This window comes from Corallococcus praedator (assembly GCF_003612125.1).
GTDB classification, from domain to species: domain Bacteria; phylum Myxococcota; class Myxococcia; order Myxococcales; family Myxococcaceae; genus Corallococcus; species Corallococcus praedator.
Map to the genome: position 1 here is coordinate 16,254 of NZ_RAWI01000040.1, position 23,268 is coordinate 39,521.

At 69.2% G+C, this 23,268-nt stretch carries 21 protein-coding genes and 1 pseudogene; 19 read left to right on the top strand and 3 right to left on the bottom strand.

All coding sequences use genetic code 11. The annotated features are described in order from the left end of the window. Nucleotides 1-142 precede the first annotated feature (142 nt). From D7Y13_RS07925 to D7Y13_RS07955, 7 genes and pseudogenes are all read left to right on the top strand, one after another. Complete coding sequence (locus tag D7Y13_RS07925) at nucleotides 143-520, top strand: DUSAM domain-containing protein (RefSeq protein ID WP_120583732.1); 378 nt, start codon at nucleotides 143-145, stop codon at nucleotides 518-520. A gap of 209 nt (nucleotides 521-729) precedes the next feature. Beyond that, entirely contained in the window at nucleotides 730-1,935 is a 1,206-nt protein-coding gene (gene trpB / locus D7Y13_RS07930; RefSeq protein ID WP_120583733.1) for a tryptophan synthase subunit beta, read from the top strand. Beyond that, nucleotides 1,932-2,723, top strand: coding sequence for a tryptophan synthase subunit alpha (gene trpA, locus D7Y13_RS07935; protein ID WP_120536191.1), 792 nt, complete (start codon nucleotides 1,932-1,934; stop codon nucleotides 2,721-2,723). Before trpB ends, trpA begins: the two co-directional genes overlap by 4 nt. A 206-nt stretch (nucleotides 2,724-2,929) precedes the next feature. Further along, nucleotides 2,930-3,046, top strand: a pseudogene (locus D7Y13_RS49490) (IS5/IS1182 family transposase); the annotation flags it as partial. Between the two features lie 291 nt (nucleotides 3,047-3,337). After that, entirely contained in the window at nucleotides 3,338-3,748 is a 411-nt protein-coding gene (locus tag D7Y13_RS07945; RefSeq protein WP_120583735.1) for a hypothetical protein, read from the top strand. Between the two features lie 381 nt (nucleotides 3,749-4,129). Beyond that, nucleotides 4,130-4,672 (top strand): GNAT family N-acetyltransferase, encoded by a 543-nt coding sequence (locus tag D7Y13_RS07950; RefSeq protein WP_120630651.1) that lies wholly within the window; start codon nucleotides 4,130-4,132, stop codon nucleotides 4,670-4,672. Nucleotides 4,673-4,723: 51 nt separating this feature from the next. Further along, nucleotides 4,724-5,320: a histidine phosphatase family protein gene (locus D7Y13_RS07955; RefSeq protein WP_120536530.1), complete on the top strand. Its 597-nt coding sequence runs from the start codon at nucleotides 4,724-4,726 to the stop codon at nucleotides 5,318-5,320. Nucleotides 5,321-5,323: 3 nt separating this feature from the next. On the opposite strand, the gene D7Y13_RS07960 is transcribed toward D7Y13_RS07955, so the two are convergent. The 3 genes from D7Y13_RS07960 to D7Y13_RS07970 all read right to left on the bottom strand — a co-directional run bounded on the left by D7Y13_RS07960 (nucleotide 5,324) and on the right by D7Y13_RS07970 (nucleotide 8,378). Next, entirely contained in the window at nucleotides 5,324-5,887 is a 564-nt protein-coding gene (locus D7Y13_RS07960; RefSeq protein ID WP_120536531.1) for an anthranilate synthase component II, read from the bottom strand. After that, the gene (locus D7Y13_RS07965; protein WP_120536532.1) at nucleotides 5,884-7,380 is read right to left on the bottom strand and encodes an anthranilate synthase component I family protein; all 1,497 of its coding nucleotides are present in this window, start codon (nucleotides 7,378-7,380) and stop codon (nucleotides 5,884-5,886) included. The genes D7Y13_RS07960 and D7Y13_RS07965 overlap by 4 nt, the downstream gene beginning before the upstream one ends. Nucleotides 7,381-7,451: 71 nt before the next feature. Continuing rightward, nucleotides 7,452-8,378, bottom strand: a complete 927-nt coding sequence (locus tag D7Y13_RS07970; RefSeq protein ID WP_120584973.1) for an SH3 domain-containing protein — start codon at nucleotides 8,376-8,378, stop codon at nucleotides 7,452-7,454. 203 nt (nucleotides 8,379-8,581) lie between these two features. Here D7Y13_RS07970 and D7Y13_RS07975 point away from each other — a divergent pair, with 203 nt between their 5' ends. The 12 genes from D7Y13_RS07975 to D7Y13_RS08030 form a co-directional block, all read left to right on the top strand. Then, complete coding sequence (locus D7Y13_RS07975) at nucleotides 8,582-9,604, top strand: ligase-associated DNA damage response exonuclease (protein WP_120584974.1); 1,023 nt, start codon at nucleotides 8,582-8,584, stop codon at nucleotides 9,602-9,604. Between the two features lie 3 nt (nucleotides 9,605-9,607). Next, entirely contained in the window at nucleotides 9,608-11,206 is a 1,599-nt protein-coding gene (locus D7Y13_RS07980; protein WP_120584975.1) for an ATP-dependent DNA ligase, read from the top strand. Then, on the top strand, nucleotides 11,193-13,751 hold the full coding sequence (locus D7Y13_RS07985; RefSeq protein WP_199732878.1) for a ligase-associated DNA damage response DEXH box helicase: 2,559 nt from the start codon (nucleotides 11,193-11,195) through the stop codon (nucleotides 13,749-13,751). The genes D7Y13_RS07980 and D7Y13_RS07985 overlap by 14 nt, the downstream gene beginning before the upstream one ends. After that, entirely contained in the window at nucleotides 13,721-14,374 is a 654-nt protein-coding gene (gene pdeM, locus D7Y13_RS07990; protein WP_120536537.1) for a ligase-associated DNA damage response endonuclease PdeM, read from the top strand. Before D7Y13_RS07985 ends, pdeM begins: the two co-directional genes overlap by 31 nt. Before the next feature lie 7 nt (nucleotides 14,375-14,381). Beyond that, on the top strand, nucleotides 14,382-14,747 hold the full coding sequence (locus D7Y13_RS07995) for an HNH endonuclease (RefSeq protein WP_120536538.1): 366 nt from the start codon (nucleotides 14,382-14,384) through the stop codon (nucleotides 14,745-14,747). 458 nt (nucleotides 14,748-15,205) lie between these two features. Next, a complete protein-coding gene (locus D7Y13_RS08000) occupies nucleotides 15,206-15,868 on the top strand; it encodes a cytochrome c3 family protein (RefSeq protein ID WP_120536539.1) in 663 nt (220 codons plus the stop codon). Next, a complete protein-coding gene (locus D7Y13_RS08005) occupies nucleotides 15,865-19,077 on the top strand; it encodes a TAT-variant-translocated molybdopterin oxidoreductase (RefSeq protein ID WP_120584977.1) in 3,213 nt (1,070 codons plus the stop codon). Before D7Y13_RS08000 ends, D7Y13_RS08005 begins: the two co-directional genes overlap by 4 nt. A gap of 5 nt (nucleotides 19,078-19,082) precedes the next feature. After that, nucleotides 19,083-20,519, top strand: coding sequence for an NrfD/PsrC family molybdoenzyme membrane anchor subunit (gene nrfD, locus D7Y13_RS08010; protein WP_120538200.1), 1,437 nt, complete (start codon nucleotides 19,083-19,085; stop codon nucleotides 20,517-20,519). Nucleotides 20,520-20,523: 4 nt separating this feature from the next. Continuing rightward, complete coding sequence (locus D7Y13_RS08015) at nucleotides 20,524-21,069, top strand: DUF3341 domain-containing protein (RefSeq protein WP_120538199.1); 546 nt, start codon at nucleotides 20,524-20,526, stop codon at nucleotides 21,067-21,069. Beyond that, on the top strand, nucleotides 21,066-21,626 hold the full coding sequence (locus tag D7Y13_RS08020; protein WP_120538198.1) for a c-type cytochrome: 561 nt from the start codon (nucleotides 21,066-21,068) through the stop codon (nucleotides 21,624-21,626). Before D7Y13_RS08015 ends, D7Y13_RS08020 begins: the two co-directional genes overlap by 4 nt. Continuing rightward, on the top strand, nucleotides 21,623-22,822 hold the full coding sequence (locus tag D7Y13_RS08025) for a hypothetical protein (protein ID WP_120538197.1): 1,200 nt from the start codon (nucleotides 21,623-21,625) through the stop codon (nucleotides 22,820-22,822). Before D7Y13_RS08020 ends, D7Y13_RS08025 begins: the two co-directional genes overlap by 4 nt. After that, nucleotides 22,819-23,268 (top strand): hypothetical protein (locus tag D7Y13_RS08030; RefSeq protein WP_120630652.1); only part of this gene is annotated, 450 nt, incomplete at its 3' end. The genes D7Y13_RS08025 and D7Y13_RS08030, both read left to right, overlap by 4 nt.

The window sequence follows — 23,268 nt, forward strand, 5'->3', positions numbered from 1 at the left end:
CGCCCATCCTCGCGGCCATGGACACCGAGACGGACTGCCAGACGCAGGACAGGATACGGAAGAAGCGCTGCTTCGCGTGCTTCGAGGACTGCACCGGACAGCATGAATGGCCCCTCGACCAGTGCCGGCCGAAGGATGGGCGATGACAACGACGGAAGATGGACCCGACTGGGACCCGATACGCGCGCTCGCGCGGCAAGTCCTCCGCCAGGGAGCACCGCTGGTGCTCACCGACGACGTGCGCGGCCTCTTGCGACGCACGGCGCGCGAAGTGGCGCTGGACGCCGTCGACGTGAGCACCGACGCCAGCGCGCTCGCGGTGCTGCGTGAGTGCTCGCGGCGCATCACCGAGGGCTCCAACCGGCTGGGGGATGCACTCCACCGGATGTACCGCCACCAGCAGAAAGGTGACTACGACAGCGCACGCCAGGAGATGCGCGATGTGCTGTCCGTCGAAGTGGTGCCCCTGTACCGAGAGATCGCGCAGGGCCAACTGGCCGTCATGGCCAACACGCCGTGATGGACAGGGCGCGGCGCCGCCCCCAGTTCCCAGTACCCGCTCCGTCAGGCCCAGCCCCCTGCAAGCGAGGCAACATCCACTGCGACCTCTGGCCTCTCCCCTGCCAGGAGGACTTGTGCTTCATTCTGTGATCGCACCGCCACCATGAGCCGCGCTACCCCACTGCCCATGACACTCTGGCCGACCCTCAAACTGCTTGGAGTAGAGCCATGACGACGGACACGGCCCCGGGCCGCTTTGGCCGCTACGGCGGACGCTATGTGCCGGAGACCCTGGTCCCCGCGCTGATGGAGCTGGAAGGGGCGTACGCGGAGGCCCAGCGGGACGCGGCCTTCGGAGAAGAGGTCGCGCGCGTGCTGCGTGAATTCGTGGGCCGGCCCACGATGCTGACGCCCGCGCACCGCCTCACGAAGTCGTGGGGCGGCGCCCAGGTGTGGCTCAAGCGCGAGGACCTGGCGCACACGGGCGCGCATAAAATCAACAACACCGTGGGCCAGGTGCTGCTCGCCCGGCGCATGGGCAAGAAGCGCATCATCGCGGAGACGGGCGCGGGCCAGCACGGCGTGGCCACCGCCACCGCGTGCGCCCTCTTCGGCCTGCCCTGCGAGGTGTTCATGGGCGCACTGGACGTGGAGCGCCAGGCGCTCAACGTCTTCCGCATGCGCGCGCTGGGCGCGGTGGTGCGGCCGGTGGAGTCGGGCTCGCGCACGCTGAAGGACGCGATGAACGAGGCCATGCGCGTCTGGGTGTCGCAGGTGGAGGACACCTACTACGTCATCGGCAGCGCGGCCGGTCCGCACCCCTACCCCACCATCGTGCGCGACTTCCAGGCCATCATCGGCAAGGAGATCCGCGCGCAGACGCAGGCCGCCATCGGCCGGCTGCCGGACGCCATCATCGCGTGCGTGGGCGGCGGCTCGAACGCCATCGGCGCGCTGCACCCGTTCATCCCGGACACGTCGGTGCGACTCGTCGGCGTGGAGGCCGCGGGCCACGGACTCCAGTCCGGCCAGCACGGCGCGTCGCTGACGCTGGGCACGGAGGGCGTGCTGCACGGCTCGCGCTCGTTGGTGCTGCAGGACGAGAACGGACAGATTCAAGAGGCACACAGCATCTCCGCCGGCCTGGACTACCCGGGCGTGGGGCCGGAGCTGGCGCACCTGGCGAAGACGGGCCGCATGGAGGTGCGCACCGCGACGGACGACGACGCCCTGTCCGCCTTCTACGAGGTGGCGCGCACGGAGGGCATCCTCCCCGCGCTGGAGACGTCGCACGCCTTCGCGGCGGCGCGCTCCCTGGCCCGGGACATGGGCAAGGGGCAGCATCTGGTCATCAACTGCTCGGGACGCGGCGACAAGGACGTGGCGACCATCTCCGCGCGCGGCGTGCCTCCGGCGACTGGGGTGAAGTCATGAGCACGGAACTGGGCAAGGCGTTCGCACGGGCGAAGGCCCGGGGCGAGGGCGCACTGGTGGCCTACGCGATGGCGGGCGACCCCGACCTCGCGCGGTCGGTGGACGTGTTCGCCGCCATGGTGGAGGGCGGCGCGGACGTGCTGGAGATTGGCGTGGCGTTCAGCGACCCCATCGCGGACGGGCCTGTCATCCAGGCCGCGTCGGAGCGGGCGCTGAAGGCGGGCGCCACGCTGCGCCGCGTGCTGGACGAAGTGGTGCCGGAGGTGCGCCGCCGCTGCCCGGAGACACCGCTGGTCATCATGACGTACGTCAACGTGGTGATGGCCATGGGCGAGGCGCGCTACGCGAAGCTCGCGCGCGAGCGGGGCATCTCGGGCACCATCCTCCCGGACCTCCCGCCCGAGGAGAGCGCCGCCCTGCGCGCCGCGTTCGACGCGGAAGGCGTGGACCTCATCCCACTGTGCGCGCCCACGACACCGCCCGCGCGCGCGGAGGGCATCGCGAAGGACGCGCGAGGCTTCGTCTATTGCGTGTCCGTCGCGGGCGTCACCGGCATGCGCGCCGAGCTGCCTCCGAACCTGTCCGAGCGGTTGGACCTGGTGCGCAGGGCCGCGTCGGTGCCGGTGGTGGCGGGCTTCGGCATCTCCACCGGAGAGCAGGCGAAGTCGCTCGTCGCTCACGCCGACGGCGTCGTGGTGGGCAGCGCCCTGGTGCGCGCCGCGCATTCGGACGGACCCCAGGCGGCGAAGCAGCTCTGCGCGGACATCAAGCGCGGCCTGAAGCGCTGACGGCCGGAAGAAGCGCGGCGTCAACGGACGCCGCGCGCCCGCCGAAGTGCGTTTCTGGAATCTCCCCAAGAACCTGTTTCGGTAGGGAAGGCTGACAGACTCGCGCGGCGTCCCCCTGAGCCTCGTGGTCGCTTGCGCGCTCCACGCCTGAATCGATTCCTGTCCGAAGGCCCCTGCCGAGTCGGAGCCGTCGCCGTCCCTCGCCACGTTGGGTCGTCGAGCGAACCCACTCCTGGCTCAACCGCTTCCGGCGCCTGTTGGTTCGCCAGGAGAAGCGAGAGGACACCTGCGTAACGAGGCTGCACTTCGCCTTGGGCATCATCCCTTCGTTCCATTCGCCCCTACCGAAACAGGCTTTAAAGCCACCAACGCCCCAGCGAAGCAGGCTGATTGCCAAACACAGCATGAATGCGCCTGCTCGCCAGACTGCCCCTCCCCCAAGCAATCACTAACACCAAAGCCAAACCACATAGCGCACCTGGAATTTTCTTTCGCTCCCGCAGGCGCGGTGGATTGCGCCACCCCCACTTGCATAACAATTCAAACAAGACCATAAGGGAATAGACTGATTTCAGGCGAAATCAGCAAATCCACATCCATTTGGAGAAGCTCCCATGTTGCGTATGTTCTTCATTGCCGCTGCGCTGTTGCTGGGTTCTCTGGTTCCTCAGGAGGCAGCCGCATGTGAAGCCTCGTGCTCAGGCGGCAGCTGCACGGGAACGGGAAGCTGCGGTTGCTCTGGCGGCGAGCCTGTCTGCAAGGACGGTAGCTGTCTGGTTTCCCAGCCCACCTGCTTCGCCTCCGCTGCCGAGAACTCCGAGAAGTTCATCCGCAACGTGGAGGCGCAGCTGGGCGACCAGCTCGCCGTCAGCGAGCTTCGCAAGGCCATTGAAGAAGGGAAGCGGGCCCTCTCCCGTGGTGACAAGGCCGCTCTCGATGCTGCCCGCGCGCGCGCGACGACCGCGCTCCAGTCGCTGACGCCCGAAGAGCAGAAGCTTGTCGGGCAGATCAACGACTCACTGTAATTACCGCCCCCCAGAAGCATCCATTTCGGAGCTTCTGCGCGTCTGGACCCTCACTCCAGAACCGGCCTTGGATACCCCCAACAATCCAAGCCTTGCGCCAGATTGGCGTCGTCACTGAACGAGGGCGGAGCCGGACCGAGGACGGCGAAGCATCTCCGCACTGACATTGAGGGTGGAATGAAGCGTTTGTAGATAGCAGGCGGGGCGCGGCGACCACTCGCGCCGCCCCGTCCTGCGGATCCGGTCGTTGTCGGCGCAGGAGCGGGCGTGTCCACGATGCCCGCATCCTCTTCGTGGTGGGAGCCAGCAGATCGGCTGCCCTCGGAAGCACTGACAGGAGTACGGTCTCCCGCGTCGCAGCACGAACGCCGGAGACCGGACATGCTCACCCTGGGCCCTACCCTCGAAACCCCACGCCTCATCCTGCGTCCTCCCACGCTGCAGGACCTGGATGGCTTCTCCGCGATGATGGCGGATCCGGAGTCCGCCCGCTTCATCGGCGGCCTCCAACCGCGCTCCAATGTGTGGCGGGCGATCTGCACCATGGCCGGCTCGTGGGCGCTCCAGGGCTTCGCCATGTTCTCCGTGTTCGAGAAGTCCACGGGGAAGTGGGTGGGCCGGGTCGGGCCCTGGATGCCGGACGGCTGGCCGGGCACCGAGGTCGGCTGGGGCCTGCTGCGCGAACACTGGGGCAAGGGCTACGCCTCGGAGAGCTCCGCCGCCACCATCGACTGGGCCTTCGAGAACCTGGGCTGGACGGAGGTCATCCACTCCATCGCCCCGGAGAACACGCCGTCGAAGCAGGTCGCCCAGCGCCTGGGCTCCCGCTTCCTGCGCATGGACCACCTGCCTCCCCCCTATGAGAAGGACCCCTCGGAGATCTGGGGCCAGAGCCGTGAGGAGTGGCGGACACGGAAGAAGTAGCCCCGGCCTTTTTCCCACCCATCCGGCCTCCGGCTGACACAGATTTGCGCCATGAAGACTCGCGCGCCCCAGGTGGTCCTCGTCCGTCACGGTGAGACGGAGTGGAGCCGCACCAGCCAGCACACCGGCCGCACCGACCTGCCGCTCCTCGAAGAGGGCCGGGCCATGGCGGAGAAGCTCCGCGCCCCGCTGAGCGCCTGGAGCTTCGCCGCCGTGTGGACCAGCCCCCTGACGCGCGCGCTGGAGACCTGCGTGATCGCCGGCTACGGCGACGCGGCGAAGAAGCGCGACGACCTGATGGAGTTCGACTACGGGGACTACGAGGGCCGCACCGGCGCGGACATCCGCGGCACGCGCCCGGACTGGACCCTGTGGCAGGACGGCGTCCCCAAGGGAGAGACGTTGGAGCAGGTGGGCGCCCGCGCGGATCGCATCATCGCGGAAGCCCGCGCCCTCCAGGATGACGTGCTCCTCTTCTCCCACGGGCACATGCTGCGCATCCTCGCCGCGCGCTGGCTGGGCCTGCCCCCGGAAGGAGGCAGGCTGTTCCAATTGGGCACCGCGGCCATCAGCGTCCTGGGTTCGGAGCCGGATGGCGTCCAGCCCGTGCTCGCGGGCTGGAACAACACCGCCCACCTGAAGGGCTGAGCGCTACAGCCTCCCCTCCAGGAAGTTGCGCACCAGCGCCGGGCCTTCCGGCGTCAGCACGCTCTCCGGATGGAACTGGAAGCCCACCACCGGCCGCGTCCGGTGTCGGAGCGCCATCACCAGTCCATCCTGGCTCCACGCCGTGGCCTCCAGTTCCTGGGGCAGCGACTCCGCCTTCACCACCAGCGAGTGGTAGCGCGCCGCCTGGAACCCCTGGCTCAAGCCGGTGAACACGCCCGTGCCGCCGTGCCGGATGTGCGCCGCCTTGCCGTGCACCGGCTCCGGCGCGCGCACCACGTCGCCTCCGAACGCGGCGCCAATGGACTGATGTCCCAGGCACACGCCCAGCACCGGCACGCGCGACTGGGAGATGGCCGCCACGCTCACCCCGGCCTCGTGCGGCGTGCACGGCCCCGGGGACACCACCAGGTGGGACGCGCCCGAAGCGGCGACGCCCGCGGCATCCAGCGCGTCGTTGCGCACGACCTTCACCTCCGCCCCCAGCGTGTAGAGCAGCTGCACGAGGTTGAAGGTGAACGAGTCGTAGTTATCGATGACGAGGATCATCGCCCACCTCCTTCGCGCGCCAGGCGCAGCGCGGCGGCCATGGCGCCCGCCTTCGCTTCGGTTTCATCCGCTTCCTTCATCGGATCCGAGTCCGCCACCAGTCCCGCGCCAGCGGTCCACATCGTGCGGTCGCCATCCACGAAGAAGGTGCGCAGCGCGATGGCGACGTCCAGCGTGCCGCAGAAGGACAGGTAGCCCACCGCGCCGGCATAGGGCCCGCGCCGCATGGGCTCCAGCTCGTCGATGATCTGCATGGCGCGGATCTTCGGAGCCCCCGACACGGTGCCCGCGGGGAAGGTGCTCGCCAGGGCGTCCAGCGCGTCGAAGCGCGTGGTGTCCAGCTTGCCGCGCACCTGGGACACGATGTGCATCACGTGGCTGTAGCGCTCGATGACCATCATGTCCTCGATGCGCACGGTGCCCGGAGCGGCCACCCGGCCCACGTCGTTGCGGCCCAGGTCCACCAGCATGATGTGCTCGGCGCGCTCCTTCTCGTCCGCGAGCAGCTCCTTCTCCAGCGCCACGTCCTCGGCCTCGGAACCGCCCCGGCGCCGCGTGCCCGCGATGGGCCGCACCACCACGTCGCCGTCGCGCACCTGCACCAGCAGCTCCGGCGAAGCGCCCACCAGCGCGCGCGCCTCGCCCAGGTCCACCATGAACAGGTACGGCGACGGGTTCACCCGCCGCAGTGCCCGGTAGAGCGACAGCGGGGGAATGGCGCCCTTCGCCTCGAAGCGCCGGGCGAGCACCGCCTGGAAGCAGTCACCCGCGCGGACGTACTCCTTCACCTTGTCCACCGCGGCGGCGTAGCCCTCGCGGTCCCAGCAGGCCACGGGGGCCGGAGCATTCTTCTGCACGGGCGCCGCCGCGTAGGCCTCCGGGGGCAGCGGACGGCGCAGCTTCTCCGCCATGGCCTCGGCGCGCGCTTCCGCGTCCTTCAGCGCCGCCGCGACGCTGCCGTGCAGGGCAGGCCGGGCGATGGCGATGGCCTTGAGCGTCTGGGTGCGCGTGTCGTGGGTGACGAAGTCCTCCGCCACCAGCCATTCCGAGTCCGGAAAGCCGGTGTCGCGCGGATGCCGGTCCGGCACGCGCGGCTCGAACCACGAGGTGGCGTTGTAGCCCAGGTAGCCCACGAGTCCGCCCAGGAAGGGCGCCTCGCCCGGCAGCGCGGTCACGGACAATTCGCGCCACAGGGTGCGCAGGACATCCAGGGGGCGGCCCTCGCGACGCTCCTCGTGCGAGCCACGCCACAAGGTGAGCCCGTCGCCATCCAGCCGCACGCGGCCGGCCGGATTCGCGCCCACGTGGCTGTAGCGCCCGAAGCGCTCGCCGCCGTAGCACGACTCGAGGATGAAGCCGCGGCCTCCACCGCCCAGCTTCAGGTATGCCGACAGCGGCGTGTCCAGATCCGCCGGCAGCTCCACCGACACCGGCACCGCCTGACCTGCTTCCGCGCGCTGCCGGTAGGCTGCCTTCCGCTCCTGCGCATCCATGGTCGATTGCCCTGGCCCCTCATCCATCACCCGGAGGGGCGCCCGGGTGCCCGGCCTTCCGGGCCCTGCACCTACGGCTTCACATCCGACACGGCCCCCGTGGAGGTGGGCTTCTTCACCTCCGCGAACATGCCGTCCTGCCACTGATACAACGTGCGCTCCGTGATCTTCCGCGGGTTGCCTTCTTCATCCTCGTCCTCGACGGTCGTCCGAGCGACCTGGAGGCGCTTCGCGGCCGGCTGGAAGGTGACCTTGAAGAGGCTCTCGCTCGGCGGATCCATCAGCCCGCCCAGCTCCATCGCGAGCTTCGCCTTTCCCAGCACGCCCTTCTTCCCGTCCGCCCCCGTGTAGCTCACATACGAGGTGACGAGGTCGCCGCAGCGCTCCGGCCTGGAGTCCACCACCAGCAGCGCCATCCCCGCCTTCTTCGCCGGAACCAGCGTCATCGTCGCCGGGCCGCCCTGCCCCATGCCGTACGAGGTGGACGCCACGGCCACGTCCACGCTGCTCACCCGGCGCGGCGGCTTCACGCCCGGCTCCAGCACGCGCACGCGGGCCTTGAACTCGTTGCTCATCACCAGCGTGGCCACTTCCAGCTCGCCATCGCCGTCCAGGTCCGCCTCGATGCGGAACGGGGTGAGCGTGTTGCCGAACACCCAGCCCGTGACGGGGGCCGCGCCCTTCGGCGCCTTCGCGTCCACCACCGCCACCTGGTACCAGGCGTTGACGTACTCACCGACCTTCGCGCGAGCCCCCACCGCCACCACGCGCACGGGCGTGCCCAGCATCAGGGTCTGGAGCACGGCCCCATCCGCCGCCGCGCTCGCGCGCAGGTTCGCCTCGTCCACGCCCAGATAGAGGCTCTGGCCCTTCTCGAACGCGGTGAACTCGAAGTCCTCCATCGCCAGCGCCGCCCCGGTCTCCTTCGACACGCTGTACTCGAGGGGCGACGGTTCGTTCTGGGCCAGGAGCAGCGACAGCAGGAGCGCGGGCGTCATCGGGGAAGGGTCCGTCGGGAAGAGGGTCTCCGGGTTTATCCCCTGTCCCCGCTCACCATCCAAGGGGCCCTGCGGTCGCTGCCTTCGTCCTTTGGGCCGCAACTGGGGCCCGGTCGCACGCCTGCCCCCTTGTCAGCGGAGCGAAATCCGAACCAACGCCGTGGGTGGCTCCTGCTCCAGGGCCTCGTTACCTCTAGAGGACCGTGGGCTCCGCTTCCTTCCAGGACCGACCGCCGCTCGTCGCCGTGACGCCCCAGGGCCTGTATTGCCGAGCGGGGAACTTCTACATCGACCCCTGGCGTCCGGTGGAACGGGCGCTCGTCACGCACGCGCACGGCGACCACGCCCGAAGCGGCAGCCAGCGCTACCTGGGTGCTCGCACGGGGCTGGGCCTGTTGCAGCGGCGGCTGGGCGCGGACTCGGTCATCGACACGCTGGAGTACGGCGAGAAGCTGACCGTGGGCGACACCACCGTGAGCTTCCATCCCGCGGGCCACGTGCTGGGCAGCGCGCAGATCCGCATCGAGCACCAGGGCGAGGTGTGGGTCGTGTCCGGCGACTACAAGCGCACGCCCGACCCGACGTGCGCGCCGTTCGAGGTGGTGCGCTGCCACACGTTCATCACCGAGGCGACGTTCGGCCTGCCCATCTACCGCTGGGATGATCCGCGCCTCGTGGCCCAGGACATCCTGCGCTGGTGGGACGCGAACCGTGAGGTGGGGCGTTCGGCGGTGCTCTTCTGCTACGCGCTGGGCAAGGCACAGCGGCTGCTGGCGGAGCTGGGGAAGCTGACCGACAGGCCGGCCTACGTGCACGGCGCGGTCAACGGGCTCGTCACCGCGTACCGGGAAGCGGGCGTGAAGATGCTGCCCACGCAGCTGGTATCGGAAACGGAGAAGGGCGCGTCGTTCGCGGGGGCGCTGGTGCTGGCGCCTCCAAGCGCGGGCGGCTCCACGTGGATGCGCCGCTTCGGTGAAGCGGAGACCGCGTTCGCGTCCGGGTGGATGCGCGTGCGAGGCAACCGGCGGCGGCGCGGCTTCGACCGGGGTTTCGTGCTGTCGGACCACGCGGACTGGCCGGATCTGCTGCGCACGGTGGCGGACACGCAGGCGGAGAAGGTGCTCGTCACCCACGGCCAGACGGATTCCCTGTCGCACTACCTGCGCGAGCGCGGCGTGGATGCCTCGCCGCTCGCCACGCCCTTCGAGGGCGAAGCGGAGGACTGACGCGTGCGCCGACTGGCGGATCTCTACGACACGCTCGACCAGACGACGTCCACCAACGCCAAGGTGGATGCGATGGCGCGCTACTTCCGTGAAACACCGCCCGAGGACGCGGCCTGGGGCCTGTTCTTCCTCACGGGCCAGAAGCTCAAGCGCCTGCTCACGTCGAAGCTGCTGGTGGGCTGGACGCAGGAGCTGACCGGCATCTCCGACTGGCTCTTCGACGAGGTCTACGCATCGGTGGGAGACCTCGCGGAGGTCATCGCGCTGCTGCTCGACGGAGCGAACCTTCCGCCCGAGCACGCCGAGGAGCTTCCCCTCTCCCGGTGGTTGGAGGAGCGCCTGTTGCCCCTGCGCGGGCTGGAGGCACCGGAGCAGCGCGAGCGCGTGGTGGGGTGGTGGAAGTCCATGCCCCGCCGCGAGCTGTTCCTCCTCAACAAGATGCTCACCGGAGAGCTGCGCGTGGGCGTGTCCAACACGCTGGTGGTGCGCGCCATCGCGCAGGTGACGGGCCTGCCCGCGCCCAGCGTGGCACACCGGCTGATGGGCACATGGAAGCCCACGCCGGAGTTCTTCGCGCAGCTCGTAGCCCCGGACATCACGGACGGGCACGTGTCGCGCCCGTATCCGTACTACCTCGCCTCGCCCCTGGAGCAGCCGGCGGAGTCGCTGGGCGAATTGGGTGACTGGCTCGTCGAATGGAAGTGGGACGGCATCCGGGGCCAGCTCATCCGGCGCCAGGGCGAGGTGTTCCTTTGGAGTCGCGGCGAGGAGCTCCTCACCGAGCGCTTCCCCGAAATCACCGAAGCCGCCCGCGCCCTGCCCGAAGGCACGGTGCTCGACGGCGAGGTGATGGCCTACGAGGACGGTGTCCCCCTGCCCTTCGCGCGGCTCCAGCGCCGCATCGGAAGACAGAAGCTCACGCCCAAGGTGCTGGCGGAGGCCCCCGCCGCGTTCGTCGTCTACGACCTGCTGGAGCAGGACGGGAAGGACGTGCGCGGCCTGCCCCTGCGCGAGCGCCGCGCGAGGCTGGAGGCCCTGCTCAAGAACCATCCCCACTTCCCCATCTCCCCGTCCGTGACGGCGCCTTCATGGGAGGCCCTGGCGGAGCTGCGCAAGGAGTCCCGCTCGCGCAACGTGGAGGGGCTGATGATCAAACGCCTGGATTCGGCGTACCAGACGGGGCGCAAGCGCGGCGACTGGTGGAAGTGGAAGATCGATCCGTACACGGTGGACGCGGTGTTGCTCTACGCGCATCCGGGGCACGGCCGGCGCTCGTCGCTGTACACGGACTACACCTTCGCGGTGTGGAACGGCGAGGACCTGCTGCCGGTGACGAAGGCGTACTCGGGGCTCACGGACGAGGAGATTGGCCGGTTGGATCGGTGGATCCGCGCCCACACGCGGGAGAAGTTCGGCCCGGTGCGCTCGGTGGATCCAGAGCAGGTGTTCGAGCTGCACTTCGAAGCCATCGCGCCCTCACCCAGGCACAAGTCGGGCGTCGCCCTGCGCTTTCCACGCATCGCGCGCTGGCGTGCGGACAAGACGGCCCGGGACGCGGACACGCTCGACGCGTTGAAGGGGCTGCTCCATGCCGCCCACTAGCAGGCCCCGCCGCAACCGCATGCGAGGCAAGCTCGCGCCGGAGAAGCAGACCGAACCACCGAAGAGCCGGGCGAAGAAGCGCCCCGCGCCCCGAGCTCCCTCGCCGTTCCAGGGTCCGCCCATGGAACAACTGCGACACTGGTTCGCGGCGAAGGGTTGGACCCCCTACGCCTTCCAGGAAGAAGCCTGGGCCGCGTACACGCGAGGAGACAGCGGCCTCATCCACGTGCCCACCGGAGCGGGCAAGACGTACGCAGCCTATCTGGCCCCGCTGGCGGACGTGGCGGCGCGCGACCAGAAGGGGTTGCAGATCCTCTACCTCACGCCGCTGCGAGCGGTGTCGCGCGACATCGAGCAGGCCCTGCGCGAACCGCTGATGGCGTTGGACGCGGACCTGGATGTGGAGAGCCGCACGGGCGACACGTCCTCGTCCGTGAAGCAGCGTCAGCGTGAGCAGCTGCCGCAGGTGCTCATCACCACGCCGGAGTCGCTGTCGCTGCTCATCGCCCAGGAGCAGGCGGCGGAGAACTTCGCTTCGCTGCGCGCCATCATCGTGGACGAGTGGCACGAACTGCTCGCCTCCAAGCGGGGCACGCAGGTGGAATTGGCCCTGGCCCGCCTGCGCCACTTCGCCCCGGGCGTGCGCATCTGGGCGCTGTCCGCCACGCTCGCCAACCTGGACGAAGCCGCGCGCGCCGTCGTGGGCATGGAGCGCAAGCCCACCCTGGTGAGCGCGGAGCTCCAGCGCCCGGTGGACGTGGAGACCCTGCTGCCGGAGAAGGTGGACACCTTCCCGTGGGCGGGACACCTGGGCTTCACCATGCTCCCGCGCGTGGCGGACGGGTTGGACCCTGCGCAGTCCACGCTGCTCTTCACCAACACGCGCTCGCAGGCGGAGCGCTGGTACGAAGGCCTGCGCTACCTGCGCCCTGAATGGGAGCACCTCCTCGCGCTGCACCACGGCTCCATCGACCGCGATGAGCGCGAGCGGGTGGAAGGCGGTCTCAAGGACGGGAGCCTGCGCCTCGTCGTGTGCACGTCCTCGCTGGACCTGGGCGTGGACTTCGGTCCGGTGGAGCGGGTCATCCAGATAGGAAGTCCCAAGGGCATCGGCCGCACCCTCCAGCGAGCAGGCCGCAGCGCGCACCGTCCCGGCGCCACCTGTCGCATCCTCTTCGTGCCAACACATGCACTGGAGCTGGTGGAGATGGCCGCCGCCAGGGACGCCATCGCGCGCCGCGAAGTGGAACCCCGCACGCCGCTGTCCAAGCCGCTGGATGTGCTCGCGCAGCACCTGGTCACCTGCGCGCTGGGAGGAGGCTTCACCCGCGAGGCCCTGAGAGACGAAGTCCGCACCGCCACGAGCTACGCGTCCCTCACCGACGAGGAGTTCGAATGGACGCTGGCCCTGGTGCGGGAGGGAGGCCCCACCCTGCGCGCCTACCCGGAGTTCCGCCGCGTGGTGGAGGTTGAAGGCCGCTTCCGGGTCCCCGACGTGCGCCTTGCCCGGCTGCACCGGCTCAACATCGGCACCATCAGCTCGGATGCCTCCGTGCAACTGCGTTACTGGAGCGGGGGCAAGCTGGGCACGGTGGAGGAGTCCTACGTCAGCCGCCTGAAGCCCGGGGACACGTTCCTCTTCGCGGGCCGTCGCCTGGAGTTCAGCCGCTTCAAGGACATGACCGCGTACGTGAAGCCGGCGAAGGCCAAGGCCACCCAGACGCCGCGCTGGGGAGGCAGCCGCCTGCCCCTCTCCACGTCGCTCGCGTCCGCGATGCGCCGCACGCTGGAGGCCGCGCGACAGGGCGACGTCACGCGGGACGAAATCGCCGCCGCCTGGCCCATCCTCGACGCACAGGCCCGCCTGTCGCGCATCCCCGGCGACGGAGGCTGTCTGGCGGAGACCTGCCACACGCGCGACGGCTACCACCTGTTCCTCTATCCCTTCGAGGGACGGCTGGTGCACGAGGGCCTCGCGGCGCTGCTCGCCCTGCGGCTCACGCGACTCCAGAAGGCGACCTTCAGCCTGTCGGTGAACGACTACGGGATGGAGCTGCTCACGCCCACGCCCTTCCCCTTCGATGAAGCGCTGCGCCCCGCCCTCTTCACCCGCGAGCGGCTGGTGGACGACATCCTGGAGAGCGTGAACCTGAGCGAGCTCGCACGGCGCCAGTTCCGCGACATCGCCCGCGTGGCCGGACTGGTGATGCCGGGGCTGCCCGGTGCGCGCAAGTCCACGCGACAGGTCCAGGCCAGCGCCGCGCTCCTCTATGACGTCTTCGTGAAGTACGACCCGGACAACCTGCTCCTGCGTCAGGCGCGCCGCGAAGTGCTGGAGCAGCAGTTCGAACAGGGCCGGCTCGCGCGCACCCTGGAGCGCCTGGAAGCCCACCCCGTCGAATGCGTCCCCGTCCACCGGCCCTCGCCGCTGGCCTTCCCGCTGGTCATCGAGCGCATCAGCGCCAGCGTGTCCAATGAGACCCTGCTGGAGCGGGTGGAGCGCCTCAAGGAGCGATGGTCCCAGGCCGATGCCAGACCCGCGTAGGTGACGCGGACGTGGAGCTGCTCCCGGAGCGGGCCCTGCACTGGCCCGACGCCGGGGTGCTCGCGGTGGCCGACCTGCACTGGGGCAAGACGGAGTCCTTCCAGCAGCACGGCATCCCCCTCCCCCTGGGCGTCCTGGACGATGACCTCGCGCGCTTGTCCTCCGCGCTCACCACCACCCGGGCCCGCCGCCTGCTGCTCGTCGGGGACCTGGTGCACTCACGCCAGGGCCTCACGGAGGACGTCATCCGCCGCGTCACCGCCTGGCGCGAGGCCCACCCCCACCTGCACGTGGTCCTCATCCGGGGCAATCACGACCGCCACGTCCGCACCCTGCCCCCCACCTGGCACATGGAGGACCGCGAGGACGCCCTGGACGAAGGTCCCTTCCGCTTCGCCCACCACCCCGAACCCGCGGACGGGCGCTTCGTGTGGGCAGGTCACCTTCATCCGATGGTGAGGTTGGGTGGAGGAGGCGACCGGCTGCGTCTGCCCTGCTTCCACCTGCGTCCCGGGGTGGGCGTCCTGCCCGCGTTCAGTGCCTTCACGGGTGGGCTCAACGTGCGGCGCGGCCGGAACGACCGGGTCTTCGCCGTCGCGGGCACCGCCGTGGTGGAGGTCTAGTCCCGCCATGAGCCACGCCAAGCGGCGCCGCGTCCTGGGCATCATCGCCACCGACGCCACCTTCGAGCGCGTGCCCCACCGGGGCGCCGAGGTCTGGATGGGCAAGTGCCTGCACTGCAATGCCCACCTCACCGTCGGCCTGGATGGCGAGCCGATCAGCCGCGCCACCATCGAGCACATCATCCCCCGGACCGCGGGCGGCACGGACGCGTTGGAGAACCTGGCCCTGGCCTGCGCCCGCTGCAACCAGGGCAAGGGCAGCCGCCACGACGCGAACTTCCACCGCGATGCCCGCGCCCGCGATCTGGTGGACCGGCTGCTCCAGAAACGCCGCGAGCGCTGGCGGCCCCCCGCCGACCCGGACTCCGAGTAGCCCCGCTTCAGCCCGCGACCGGTGGAGCGCGAGCCGTCGCACCCTGTATCGCGCGCACCCTGAGAGGGATTGATCCCCGGCGCGGACACGTGACGCGCAATGCCCCTTCCGATCGCCAGAAGCGGGATTCATCAACCGCGCGCGGCAACTTGTCGCAACCTCGCGTGGAAGTGCTATGCGCTCCGTATTCCCACTCCCCACAGAATGGTTGACACTGCCGTGTCGATGAATGATGGTCCCGCGCCGCATTGGGTCGGGAAATGCATGAGGGACCCGCGCCCACGGCACCATCCTAGAGGTTCGTTGGACGTGACTGCCTTGCCGTCTGAGCGCCAGGAGCCACCGCCCGCCCGGTCCACCGGGGCCGGGATGGCACCCTCGACTTCCGCGCCGGACGGCAGTGACGCGTCCACCCCTGCTTTCATGTCGCCTTCAGTCCCCTTGCCCCTGGTCCTGGTATGAGCGGCCCTCTCTTCCCACGCTGGACGAATACGGTGTCGCGCCTGTCGGCCGCGATGCTCCTCGCCGTGCCCGCCATCGCCATCGGCGGCCTGCTGGCCTATGTGCGCTCGCCGCACGTCACCAATCAGGCGCACCCGGTGGAACAGCCCATCGAGTTCGACCACCGGCACCACGCCGGCGACGAACAGATCGACTGTCGCTACTGTCACTGGACGGTAGAGAAGGCTCCTTCGGCGGGCATCCCTTCCACCACGGTGTGCATGTCCTGCCACGCCCAGGTCTGGAACAAGAGCCCGTACCTCACCGAGGTCCGCAAGGCGTTCTTCGCCGACCAGCCCATCCCGTGGGTCCGCGTCCACAACCTGCCGGACTACGTCTACTTCAACCACTCCATCCACGTGGGCAAGGGCGTCGGCTGCGCCACGTGCCACGGCCGCGTGGATCAGATGGGCGCCATCGAGCAGGCCGCGCCGCTCACCATGAGCTGGTGCCTGGACTGCCACCGCGACCCGAAGCCCAACCTCCGCCCCGCGGAGTTCATCACCAGCATGACCTGGGCTCCTCCGACGGATAAGGCCGAGGCCGCGGCGCTCGCCGACAAGCTCTACCAAGAATACGACGTTCACTCGCGCACGAGCTGCTCCACATGCCACCGATGAACACCAAGCCTGACAGCGCGCCCGCGCAGGACCTCCCCTCGTCGTTCGCGCTCCCGGTCGTCTCGGGGACCAACGAGGCCAAGCCCCACGCGCACGACCACGACGATGTCGTGGCCGTCGCCCTGGAGCACGCGTCCACCCGCTCCACCCCGGCGGAAGGCGCGTACGGCAAGACGTACTGGCTCGGCCTGGAGGAGAAGCTCGCCACGCCGGAGTTCCTGGAGGAGACCCGCCCGGAGTTCCCCGTCGGCGCGGACCTGCCCCCCACCGGCTTCGCCCGCCGCGAGTTCATGCAGATCCTCGGCGCGTCGCTCGCCCTGGCCGGCGCCACCGCGTGCAGCACCCGCCCTCAGGACGAGCGGATGGTGCCGTACACCAAGACGCCGCCGGAGATCGCCCCGGGCAACCCGCTCCACTACGCCTCCGGCATGACGCTCGCCGGCCACACCTCCGGCCTGCTGATCACCGCGCGCGAGGGCCGGCCCGTGAAGGTCGAGGGCAACCCCCAGCACCCCGTCAACCAGGGCGCCGCGGGCATCTTCGAGCAGGCCTTCCTGCTGTCGCTCTATGACCCGCAGCGCGCCCGCGTGCTGCGCCAGGGCAACAACCCGCGCTCGCTGCGCGTGCTCGCCGAGGACATCTCCTCGCTCGTGGGCACCAAGGCCGTCGGCGACGGTGGCGCCCGCCTGCGCTTCCTCACGGAGCCCCTCAACTCGCCCCTGCTGGCGGACCTGAAGGCGCGCATCCAGCGCAAGCTGCCGTCCGCGAAGTTCCACAGCTTCGCGCCCATCTCCAATGAAGCCGCCGACACCGCGCACCGCGCCCTGTTCGGCCAGCCCGTGCAGGCCGTCTACGACCTGACCCGCGCGGACGTCATCGTCTCGCTGGACGCGGACTTCCTGGAGAGCCGCCCGGCGAACCTGGGCATGTCCCGCCAGTTCGGCGACCGCCGCGACCCGAAGAACGGCGAGCTCAACCGCCTCTACGTGGCCGAACACCGCATGTCGATCACCGGCGGCATGGCCGACCATCGCCTGCGCGTGAAGTCGCAGGAGATCTTCGGGCTCGCCGCCGCGCTGGCGCAGGCCGTCGGTGGCCCCGCTGGCTCCCTGGCCGCCTCCGCCAAGGGCGGAACGCTGCGCCCGGAAGTCGCCTCGTGGGTGCAGGCCGTGGCCCAGGACCTCAAGTCCAAGGCCGGCCGCAGCGTCGTCCTCGCCGGTGAGCGTCAGCCCGCCGCCGTGCACGCGCTGGCCCAGGCCATCAACGCCGCGCTCGGCAACGTGGGCGCGACCGTGAAGGTCGTCCCCGCCGCCGCGCCGGAGGCCTCCGGCCTCGCGGAAATCCGCGCCCTGGTGGAGGACATCAAGGCCGGCCGCGTGGACACGCTGGTCATCACCGCCTCCAACCCCCTCTACGCCCTTCCGGTGGACGCGGGCCTGGCGGAGGTGCTGGACCCCAAGCAGAACGCCAACCGCAAGGCCCTGTCGGTCCTGTACGCGGGCCACTACGAGGACGAGACCTCCAAGCACGCCGACTGGTTCGTGCCCCTGGCGCACCAGTTGGAGACCTGGAGCGACGGCCGCGCGGTGGACGGCACGGTGTCCATCGCCCAGCCCCTCATCCAGCCGCTCTTCAACGGCGTTCCGGAAGCGGAGCTGTACGCGCTGTTCCTCGACCAGCCCTTCCGCCCCGCCTACCAGTTGCTGCGTGAGTACTGGACGGCGCAGGGTGGCGAGGCCGGCCGCGCCGACTTCGAGACCCGCTGGGAGACCTGGGTCTCCGAAGGCGTCATCCCCGGCACCGTCGCCACCGCCGTGACGGCCTCGCCCGACGTGGGCGCCGCCGCCACCACGGTGTCCGCGTACCAGCCGCCGGCCTCCGGCGACCTGGAGATCAACTTCGTCGCCGACTACAAGCTGCTCGACGGCCGCTTCGCGAACAACGCGTGGCTGCAGGAGCTGCCGGACCCCATCACGAAGATCGTCTGGGACAACGCCGCCATCCTGAGCCCCGCCACGGCCAAGAAGCTGGGCCTGGAGAGCGGCCAGCTGGCGGAGCTGGAGTACGGCGGCCGCAAGCTGCAGGTCCCCGTCACCATCCTCCCCGGCAACGCGGACGACACCGTCACCGTGGCCCTGGGCTACGGCCGCACCGGCCTGCACGAGGTGGTGGCCAAGGACGTGGGCTTCAACGCGAACCTGCTGCGCAGCGTGAACGCCCCCTGGTTCGACGGTGGCGCGAAGCTCACCAAGGTCCGCGGCAGCCACACCTTCGCCCGCACCCAGTACCACTGGCGCATGGAGGGCCGTCCGCTGGCGCTCGACATGTCCGTCAGCGAGCTGGCGCACCCGTCGACGGCCACCGAGCACGTGCTGGAGCGCGTTCAGGGCGAACACAAGCTGGGCAAGCAGAACAACCTGCCCGACTTCGACTACGCCAAGACGCCCGCCGAGGGCTACAAGTGGGGCATGTCCATCGACCTGTCGCGCTGCACGGGCTGCAACGCGTGCGTCGTGGCGTGCCAGGCGGAGAACAACATCCCCGTCGTCGGCAAGGAGCAGGTGAGCCGCGGCCGTGAGATGGCCTGGCTGCGCATCGACCGCTACTTCGAGGGCGACGAGAACAACCCCGCCATGGTCATGCAGCCCGTCGCGTGCGTGCACTGCGAGAAGGCCCCCTGCGAGTACGTCTGCCCGGTGAACGCCACCGTGCACTCGGACGAGGGCCTCAACGACATGGTGTACAACCGCTGCGTCGGCACGCGGTACTGCTCCAACAACTGCCCCTACAAGGTCCGCCGCTTCAACTACCTGCACTACACGCAGGGCAAGACGCCGACCGAGAAGATGCTGATGAACCCGGACGTCACGGTGCGCAACCGCGGCGTCATGGAGAAGTGCACGTACTGCGTCCAGCGCATTGAGCGCGTGCGCATCAACGCCCGCGTGGAGAAGCGCCTCATCCAGGAGAAGGAACTCCAGACGGCGTGCCAGCAGACCTGCCCCACGCAGGCCATCGCCTTCGGTTCCCTGGCGGACCCCGCACAGCGCGTCACCCAGCTGCACGAGGACGAGCGCGCGTACCGGCTGCTGCACGAGCTGGGCACCCGTCCCCGCACCGCCCACCTCATCCGTCTGCGCAACCCCAACCCCGCCCTCGTGGCCACTGCCCCCGCTGAGTCGAAGCCGGCGCACGAAGGAGGTCACTGACCGTCATGGCCGAGACCGCTCACGCACTCCCGCTCGACCCGCTCGAGCCCCGGGACCTCGTCGCGCCGCACCACGACGACAAGTCCCTCAATGAGACGCTGCTGGACCATGTCTGGCGCAAGCCCGGCAAGGGCTGGTTCATGATGCTGGGCATCACGTCCGCCGCCCTGGGACTGCTCGTCATCGGCGTCACCTACACCCTGGCGCGCGGCATCGGCGTGTGGGGCAACAACCAGCCGGTGGGCTGGGCGTTCGACATCGTCAACTTCGTCTGGTGGGTCGGTATCGGCCACGCCGGTACGCTCATCTCCGCCATCCTCCTGCTCTTCCAGCAGAAGTGGCGCACGAGCATCAACCGCTTCGCGGAAGCCATGACGCTGTTCGCCGTCATGTGCGCCGGCCTGTTCCCGCTGCTCCACACGGGCCGTCCCTGGTTCGCGTTCTGGCTGTTCCCCTACCCCAGCACCCTGGGCGCGTGGCCGCAGTTCCGCTCGCCGCTGGTGTGGGACGTGTTCGCCATCTCGACGTACCTCACGGTCTCCGCGCTCTTCTGGTTCGTGGGCCTCATCCCGGACCTGGCCGCCCTGCGTGACTCGTCCAAGACGAAGCTGCAGCGCACCATCTACGGTCTGTTCGCCCTGGGTTGGCGCGGCTCCGGCCGGCACTGGCACAACTATAAAATCGCCTACCTGCTGCTCGCCGGCATTTCGACGCCGCTGGTCGTGTCCGTGCACACCATCGTGTCGTTCGACTTCGCCGTGTCGCAGATCCCCGGCTGGCACGCGACCATCTTCCCGCCCTACTTCGTGGCCGGCGCCGTGTTCAGCGGCTTCGCGATGGTCATCACGCTCATCGTGCCCGCTCGCAAGTACCTGGGCCTCCGGGACGTCATCACCGACCGCCACCTGGAGAACATGAACAAGGTCATCCTCGCGACGGGCCTCATCGTGTCCTACGGGTACATGATGGAGCACTTCATCGCCTGGTTCTCCCAGAACCAGTATGAGATCTGGACCTTCTACGTGAACCGCGCCACCGGCCCCTACGCTGGCGTGTACTGGCTGATGATCGCCTGCAACGTCATCACCCCGAACATCTTCTGGTTCAAGAAGTGCCGCACCAGCATCCCCATCATGTGGGTGGCCTCCATCGCCGTGAACATCGGCATGTGGTGCGAGCGCTTCATCATCATCGTCACCTCGCTGAGCCAGGACTTCCTGCCCTCGTCATGGGACATCTACCGCCCCACCTGGGTGGACTGGTCCATCTACATCGGCACGCTGGGCCTGTTCGGTACCCTGTTCCTGCTGTTCCTGAAGTTCGTTCCCGCCGTCGCGGTGAGCGAGGTGAAGGAGCTGCAGCTCGAGCTGAAGCACGCAGCCCACGCCGCCAACGGCCACCACGGCACGGATTCCGCCGCGGTCACGCACGGAGCGCACTAGCGTCATGGAAGCCAAGGTCCTCGATTCCTGGGTGTTGGCGGAGTTCGCCACGCCGGATGCCCTCGTGGATGCCACCCGGCAGATGCGCGAGAAGGGCTTCCAGGGCATGGACACCTATTCTCCGTACCCGCTGCACGGCGGGTCGGAAGCGCTGGGGTTGCCCCCTTCGCGGGTGCCCTTCATCGCCCTGGGTGGCGCGCTCACCGGCATGGTCACCGCGCTCGCGATGCAGACGTGGATGAACACCATCGACTACCCGCTCAACATCGGCGGTCGTCCGCTGCTGAGCCTCCCGGCCTGGGTGCCCATTACGTTCGAGCTGACCGTGCTCTTCTGCGCGTTCGGCATCGTCTTCGGGCTGCTCGGCCTCAGCAAGCTGCCCCAGCCGTATCACCCCGCCTTCGAGTTCGAAGGCTTCCGCAGCGCGTCCACGCACGGCTACTGGCTGAGCGTGCCCCACCCCACGGGTCAGGACGCGACGGACACCACGAACCAGTTGAAGTCCCTGGGTGCCACCCAGGTGACCGTCGTCTCGGGAGAGAACGAATGAGGTGGCTCATCCCCGCCGCGGGGCTCGCCGCGCTCACCGGCTGCAACGTCAGCAGTGAATTCCTCCAGCGCATGGAGACCCAGGCCAAGTACGAGTACTACGAGGCCTCCGAGTTCTGGCCGGACGGCCGCGCCATGCGCGTGCCCCCCGCCGGCACCATTCCGCGCGAGCGCCCCGTGGGCAACCCCGGCATCAGCACCGGCCGGGCCAACGGCATCGCGGTGACGAACGTCCCCATGACGGTGGACAAGCCGCTGCTCGCCCTGGGTCAGAAGAAGTACAACATCGTCTGCGCGCAGTGCCACGGCGTGCTGGGCGACGGCAACAGCATCGTCGCGGAGAACATGGCCCTGCGCCTGCCGCCGTCGCTGCTGGAGCTGGCGGACAAGCCCGCAGGTCACTTCTACACCGCCATCAACGAGGGCTACGGCATCATGCCGTCCTTCTCGGGTGAGCTCGACACGCGTGAGCGCTGGGCCGTCGTCGCCTACGTGCGCGCGCTGCAGGCCGCCCGCAGCACCCCCGGGGCGCAGCCCGTCCCGCAGGAGAATCGATGACTGCCATGGAGCGCTACACCGGCACGCCCAAGTTGATGGTGCCCGCGTTCGGCCTGGGTGTGGTGGGCCTCGTGCTCACCGCCGTGGGGTTCTTCATGAACCCCGAGGCCACCAGCTTCAGCTACCTGCTGGGCTTCACCTACTGGGTGGGCATCAGCGTGGCCGCCCTCATCATGCTGGCCATCTTCCACACGGCGAAGGCCAAGTGGCTCATCGTCCTGCGCCGCGCCATGGAGACCATGGCCGTGTCGGTGCCCGTCTTCGCGGTGCTCTTCCTGGGCCTCATCCCGGCGCTGAAGTACCTCTACCCCTGGTTCCCGGGTTCGCCCCTGTTCGCGAACATCCACGGCGTGGAGGTGGAGCACCTGGCCCACAAGCAGCACGGCTACCTGAACCCCACGTTCTTCGGCATCCGCCAGGTCATCTACTTCGCGGTGTGGATCTTCGTGAGCACGCGCCTGTACGGCTGGAGCACGAAGCAGGACGAGTCCGGCGGGCTGGACCTCACCGTCAAGCAGCGCCGCTTCTCCCCCGGCGCCCTGCCCTTCCTGGCGCTGACCATCACGTTCGCGTCCTTCGACTGGCTGATGAGCCTCACGCCGATGTGGCAGTCCACCATCTACGGCGTCTACTACTTCGCGGGCAGCTTCCTGGCCGCCTTCTGCATGCTGATGCTCATCACGGTGAACGCCCAGGGCAAGGACCTGTACGGCAGCGTGGTCAAGATTCCGCACTACCACAACCTGGGCAAGCTCATGCTCGCCTTCACGGCGTTCTGGGCCTACATCGCCTTCTCCCAGTTCCTCCTCGTGTGGATCGCCAACATCCCTGAAGAGGCCCCGTGGTACGGCCTGCGCATGTTCGGCCCGTGGCGCAACCTGTCCATCGCGCTGTTCTGGCTGCACTTCGTGCTGCCCTTCTTCACGCTGCTGTCACGCACGCTGAAGGAGAAGCCCCGCCTGCTGGCGGTCATCGCGGTGTATCTGCTTCTCATCCACGCGGTGGACCTGTACTGGCTCATCTGGCCGGCGTTCTCCGGTGAGGCCGGTCCGACGTTCCACTGGACGCTCATCACGGCGTTCGTGGGCGTGGGTGGAGTCTCGGTGGGCTACGCCCTGTTCCGGGCGCGCGGCCGGTACACGCTGCCGGTGAAGGACCCCTACATCGCGGAGTCCCTGAGGTACGTGCAGCCATGAAGAAGACCCAGTCCGAAATCGAGTCGCGGGTCATCGTCGGTGCGCATGGCGTCGCGGCCGAGGAAGACCACATCGTCATGGGGAAGGTCGTGGGCGTCGGTGTTGGCGCCATGGTCCTCTTCTTCGTGGGCGCCGTGTGGGCCTGGCGCATCCAGGTCGTCACCATGGAGGAGGCCCAGCCGAACGGTCCTCCGCCCCGTCCCGCCGCGGTGGGCCAGTACGAGATTGGCATCGTGAACCAGCGCCTGTTCGAACAGGACTGGCGCGCGGTGGAGAAGCTGGGCGGCCAGCAGCAGGCCGTGAAGAACGGCTGGGGCGACCAGCCGGGCATCACGGCCCACAAGACCATTGACCAGGCCATGGACCAGGTCATCGCGTCCGAGGCCGAGAAGGCCCGGCAGCCGGCCCCGACGCCCGCTCCCGAGCCGGCGCCCGCGCCGCAGACC

What these genes read in the sequence shown, in the direction of transcription:
- D7Y13_RS07960 (WP_120536531.1), bottom strand. Translation starts at nt 5,887, where the DNA reads ATGATCCTCGTCATCGATAACTACGACTCGTTCACCTTCAACCTCGTG.
- trpA (WP_120536191.1), top strand. Translation starts at nt 1,932, where the DNA reads ATGAGCACGGAACTGGGCAAGGCGTTCGCACGGGCGAAGGCCCGGGGC.
- D7Y13_RS07995 (WP_120536538.1), top strand. Translation starts at nt 14,382, where the DNA reads ATGAGCCACGCCAAGCGGCGCCGCGTCCTGGGCATCATCGCCACCGAC.
- D7Y13_RS07955 (WP_120536530.1), top strand. Translation starts at nt 4,724, where the DNA reads ATGAAGACTCGCGCGCCCCAGGTGGTCCTCGTCCGTCACGGTGAGACG.
- D7Y13_RS07945 (WP_120583735.1), top strand. Translation starts at nt 3,338, where the DNA reads ATGTTGCGTATGTTCTTCATTGCCGCTGCGCTGTTGCTGGGTTCTCTG.
- D7Y13_RS08025 (WP_120538197.1), top strand. Translation starts at nt 21,623, where the DNA reads ATGACTGCCATGGAGCGCTACACCGGCACGCCCAAGTTGATGGTGCCC.
- D7Y13_RS08015 (WP_120538199.1), top strand. Translation starts at nt 20,524, where the DNA reads ATGGAAGCCAAGGTCCTCGATTCCTGGGTGTTGGCGGAGTTCGCCACG.
- pdeM (WP_120536537.1), top strand. Translation starts at nt 13,721, where the DNA reads ATGGTCCCAGGCCGATGCCAGACCCGCGTAGGTGACGCGGACGTGGAG.
- D7Y13_RS08020 (WP_120538198.1), top strand. Translation starts at nt 21,066, where the DNA reads ATGAGGTGGCTCATCCCCGCCGCGGGGCTCGCCGCGCTCACCGGCTGC.
- D7Y13_RS08005 (WP_120584977.1), top strand. Translation starts at nt 15,865, where the DNA reads ATGAACACCAAGCCTGACAGCGCGCCCGCGCAGGACCTCCCCTCGTCG.
- D7Y13_RS08000 (WP_120536539.1), top strand. Translation starts at nt 15,206, where the DNA reads ATGAGCGGCCCTCTCTTCCCACGCTGGACGAATACGGTGTCGCGCCTG.
- D7Y13_RS07950 (WP_120630651.1), top strand. Translation starts at nt 4,130, where the DNA reads ATGCTCACCCTGGGCCCTACCCTCGAAACCCCACGCCTCATCCTGCGT.
- D7Y13_RS07985 (WP_199732878.1), top strand. Translation starts at nt 11,193, where the DNA reads ATGCCGCCCACTAGCAGGCCCCGCCGCAACCGCATGCGAGGCAAGCTC.
- D7Y13_RS07925 (WP_120583732.1), top strand. Translation starts at nt 143, where the DNA reads ATGACAACGACGGAAGATGGACCCGACTGGGACCCGATACGCGCGCTC.
- D7Y13_RS07965 (WP_120536532.1), bottom strand. Translation starts at nt 7,380, where the DNA reads ATGGATGCGCAGGAGCGGAAGGCAGCCTACCGGCAGCGCGCGGAAGCA.
- D7Y13_RS07970 (WP_120584973.1), bottom strand. Translation starts at nt 8,378, where the DNA reads ATGACGCCCGCGCTCCTGCTGTCGCTGCTCCTGGCCCAGAACGAACCG.
- trpB (WP_120583733.1), top strand. Translation starts at nt 730, where the DNA reads ATGACGACGGACACGGCCCCGGGCCGCTTTGGCCGCTACGGCGGACGC.
- nrfD (WP_120538200.1), top strand. Translation starts at nt 19,083, where the DNA reads ATGGCCGAGACCGCTCACGCACTCCCGCTCGACCCGCTCGAGCCCCGG.